We start from the raw sequence: 3865 nt of genomic DNA, 5'->3' as shown, positions 1-3865 counted from the left end.
GTCCGTCGGCGGCGGAAACGACGTGGTCCGCAGAGGTCCGCTGGACCGGTGCGTTCCGCAGCGAGGCAGCGGTACGAGGGTTCGCGCCGATCACCTCCGACGAACCTGCGGCACTCGGCGGTACGGACCGCGCCCCGAACCCGGTTGAGCAACTGCTCAGCTCCCTGGGCAACTGCCTCGCAGTCGGTTACGCCGCCAACGCCTCGGTGGCAGGCGTCGAGATCCGCGACTTGCGGATTACCCTCGATGGCGACATCGACCTGAACACCTTCCTCGGCCTTGCCGATGGGCACGCGGGATTCTCCGCGATTCGGGTCGTCGTCCACCTCGACACCGATGCCGATGAGGCCACGGTGGCCGAACTGCACCGGAAGGTAGCAGCCACCTCACCCGTTGGACAAACCCTGAGCAAGGCGATTCCCGTCGAGATCACTCATCAGTGATGGCATCAGGCGAGCGCGGTCACCACACAGGCGGGCCGGACTGAAGGCATCTGGCGACCGTCACGACCGACATGAACAGCAGATACACGTAGGTCTCTACCACCTCCACGACATCGGAGGCGCAGCGTGACCACCCGGTGGATCGGGTCATCCACGCTCGCGGGCAGTGACAGCACCGGGGGAAGCGTCGCCACCAGCCCGCGGCCGATGTCGCCCGCGCAGTGGTAGGCGCCGCACAGGAACACCGCGCCGCCGGGATTCGACAGGGCGTCGTCGTCGGCGGACAGCGAGCGGAACTTACCCGGCAGGACGCAGCGGGCGCCCGGTTCGTGGGCGATGAAGTGATCGGGCCCGTCCCGGACCAGGGCCAGGTCGCCGGGCATCAGTTCCAGGGGATCGCCGCCGTGACCGGTCCACAGCCAACCTCGACCCGATCACTGTCTTCGACGCGCTCGGCTGGCCGCCTCGCTGAACTCGTGAAACACCGTCCCGTTCGGTATTAAAGAGATTTTTATCCCGAACGGGACGGTGGTGACTGCACCTGGCCGACAGCCTGCTTGCAGTCGGTTTGCCGGATGTGCGGGTTCCTGGCCGGCACCGGGCCATGCCCAACCCGCACCGTACGGTCGTGCCGCAAGCAGCAGTACCGAAAGCCGCTGACGCGTGGCCGGCCGAGCGTGATCCCGGCTCGGCTACGTACCGGATCCAGGTCCGCCTGGCCCGGGGTGCGTTGCGCCCGCTGCTGCGCATGGGAATCGACATCGACCGCTGGTCCTCATCGTCCACCGCCCTCGAGCTGATCCCCGGCGGGCACGTCCGGCCCACCACGGCGCCTACTTCCGCGCTGGCCATCTTCTGCTCGACTCGCTGACCCGCCATCTGCTGCAGCCGTCGCCTCCAGAACAGGTCCGGGATAGTGCGAGCCGACCACCCGCGCCTGTCGGTGCCGGGCGTCCTTAATCCCGCCTCGCGCCGCCCTCGCCAGCCCGGTAGCCGCCTTCCGAAGGCGGTCATCATGCTCCATGCCGTGGGCCATCGCGGCCGCCGCGACTGCAGGTAGCGCGAGGAGCGGTCCCGCTTGGCGCCGAGTCCGTCGGCGAGCTGTCGCTTGGCGGTGCCGCTCGAAGGTCTCACCGCGCCTGATCTCGCCTGTCAGCAGCGCTGACGGCTGCCGTAGCATGACACACTACTGCGGCTGACAAGGAGGATGGGATGAGCGATCCGCTGGACGTGCATCGGATCCTGGAGCATTGCATGCAGACCATCGAGGCTGGCCGCGAGGCGATGGCTCATGACATGTACGACGCGGCCATGCGGCTGGGCGCTGCCGAGATGATGCTGGCCAGCGCCAGCCATGCCGTTCATAAGCACGCAGCTGCGCTGCCGCAAGTGCAGACCCAACCAGGCAGCGTCGCAGAGCAAGGCGGCGAAGGTGCGTAAGGCATCCGGGTCCGTACCGGACAGCGGCCACGGCACGAGCTAGTGCCTGTCCGTTGAGGCTGATTGGGGCGTTCTTGGCAGACCGGTGGCTGATAACTGTGACGCGCGGCAAGCGCCCCTCCCAGCAGGTCAGGCCGTTTCCACAGGAGCAACGGCATCGACGTTCCCAGCAGCCGGCTATTTGCCTGGGTCACCCGATGTCGCGCGACGCGCTGGTCAGCAGCCGCCACACGCCGGTGTCGCCGAGGAACTTGAAGCGCCGCCGCATGTCCGTGGCCGCGGCGCTCGCGTCCGGGAAGGACGCGAGATAGCCCCGGATGCCGCCGTACTGCTCGAGGATGGCAAGGATTTCCTGGGCGTTCTGCACCGTCGCCCGGATCTTCGCCTTGTTGCGGATCACGCGGCTGTCGTTTTCTACTGCCGCGATCTCGGCGGGCGGCATCGCGGCGACCTGCGCCGGGTCGAAGCCGTGGAACGCCTCCCGGATGCCGTCCCACTTGGCCTCGACGACGCGCCAGCTGATCCCGGCCTCGAAAACCGAGCGCGTCAGGTGCTCGAGGAAGAACGCGAGATCGTCCGGTGCGTGGTCGCGGAGCCTCTCGAATGGCGCGGCCAGCTCGCGCGCCCGCGTCCGCGGCGCCGACTGTTCGGCAGCGGCCGTGTCCCCGGACTTTACCTGCGCGACGAGCGCGGTTGCCTCGTCGTGAGTGAGGATGTTGATCCACAGTGCGCTGCTGGAGTCTTGCAGCCGGCTGTCGTCGATGCCACCCAGGTCGAACGGGTCGAATCCGGCGTCCCGGATCAGCTGGGCGACGACCGGCTTGGCTTTCTCATCGCCGGACAGGAACATGACCCAAGGGGGCTCGCGGTGGTTGTCGTCCGCCATGATGCTCGCCGAGAGCGAGTTGAAGGCACGCACCCAGCGCGCCTGCGGGAACGCGTCGGCAAGCGACCGCAGCGTCACCTGTTGCTGCCCGAATGAGTTGGCCGCGTCGATCATGACGCGGCCGTCGAGCGGGCCCGCTGCCTGTAGCACGTCGGTCACGGCAGGGCCCGGGACGGCCACGAGCACCGCTTCGGCGCCCGTTACAGCGTCGGCGATGGGAGCCGCGTGTGCGCGCTCCCCAAGTTCCGCCGCCAGTGCCCGCGGCCGGGCGTCGTGCCGTGCGGAGAACGTGACGTCGTGGCCGGCGGCGTGCCAGAGTCGGCCTAGTGCCGAGCCGACTTGGCCGGCTCCGAGAATCGCGATCTGCACCTTTCCTCCTGCCATAACCGGGTCAGCGAGTTGTTCCAGTAAAGCGTCGCATAGCCAGCCTGGGACGCCGAGTACCGCTAGAAGCGGATGACAACCTTGCCGTGGAGGCCGCCGGTGCGGAGTTTTTCGAGCGTCTCGCCTATCTGATCCGGCTGAATAATGGAGTGGATGCGCGCAGTGATCGTGCCCTCCGCGAGCATGCGCGCAACCTTGGTCAGCCCCCGTGGAGAGGACAATGGATTCGTGAGGGTGGCAATATTGAATGCGGTGATCTGGCGTTCAGCGAACCACCCTTCTTCTGCTGCATAACGCGTCGAGACAAGACCGCCTCCGGACTTAAGGATCCCGGCATCCCGGCGGATTAGGCCTGAACCGTTGACCAGATCGAGGACAGCCTCGACGCCGTCCGGGTGAGACGTGCGCAGCGCGTCGAACACGTCGACAGCCTCGGCGTCGTAGACCTCTTCTGCGCCAAGGCGGCGAGCTTCGTCAACGTCCCCGCGAACTGTTGCGATGACGTGCACACCCCGGGCCCACGCCATTTGCACCGTATAGCCGCCGACACCGCCGGTCGCGCCCATCACAACTAGGCGCTGGCCCTCCGTGACGCCCAGCAACTCGAGTGACCGGAGCGCGGTTATACCCGCGATCGGCAGCGCGGCTGCCTGTTCGTCTGTGACACCGCCGGGGATGCGGGCAAGCGGTTCTGTCGTCACCCCCTGAGATG

6 protein-coding genes are annotated in these 3865 nt (G+C 67.4%); 3 read left to right on the top strand and 3 right to left on the bottom strand.

The window, feature by feature from the left end:
* A partial coding sequence (locus WA805_RS27215; RefSeq protein WP_425243767.1) for an OsmC family protein occupies positions 1-443 on the top strand: 443 nt, incomplete at its 5' end.
* Positions 444-448: 5 nt separating this feature from the next.
* Here WA805_RS27215 and WA805_RS27210 read toward each other — a convergent pair.
* A complete protein-coding gene (locus WA805_RS27210) occupies positions 449-862 on the bottom strand; it encodes a cupin domain-containing protein (RefSeq protein WP_422338023.1) in 414 nt (137 codons plus the stop codon).
* A gap of 209 nt (positions 863-1071) precedes the next feature.
* Between WA805_RS27210 and WA805_RS27205 the strand changes: the two genes are divergently transcribed.
* Both WA805_RS27205 and WA805_RS27200 read left to right on the top strand, forming a co-directional pair.
* Positions 1072-1314, top strand: a complete 243-nt coding sequence (locus WA805_RS27205; protein WP_422271554.1) for a hypothetical protein — start codon at positions 1072-1074, stop codon at positions 1312-1314.
* Positions 1315-1655: 341 nt separating this feature from the next.
* Complete coding sequence (locus tag WA805_RS27200; RefSeq protein ID WP_422271556.1) at positions 1656-1883, top strand: hypothetical protein; 228 nt, start codon at positions 1656-1658, stop codon at positions 1881-1883.
* Positions 1884-2073: 190 nt separating this feature from the next.
* On the opposite strand, the gene WA805_RS27195 is transcribed toward WA805_RS27200, so the two are convergent.
* Together WA805_RS27195 and WA805_RS27190 are read right to left on the bottom strand one after the other, a co-directional pair.
* On the bottom strand, positions 2074-3138 hold the full coding sequence (locus tag WA805_RS27195) for a DNA-3-methyladenine glycosylase I (RefSeq protein ID WP_425243766.1): 1065 nt from the start codon (positions 3136-3138) through the stop codon (positions 2074-2076).
* A gap of 77 nt (positions 3139-3215) precedes the next feature.
* A partial coding sequence (locus WA805_RS27190; protein ID WP_425243765.1) for a zinc-binding dehydrogenase occupies positions 3216-3865 on the bottom strand: 650 nt, incomplete at its 5' end.

It is taken from the genome of Trebonia sp. (genome assembly GCF_049794275.1).
Taxonomy (GTDB): Bacteria; Actinomycetota; Actinomycetes; order Streptosporangiales; family Streptosporangiaceae; genus Trebonia.
This window is presented reverse-complemented; position numbering and strand designations above follow the sequence as displayed.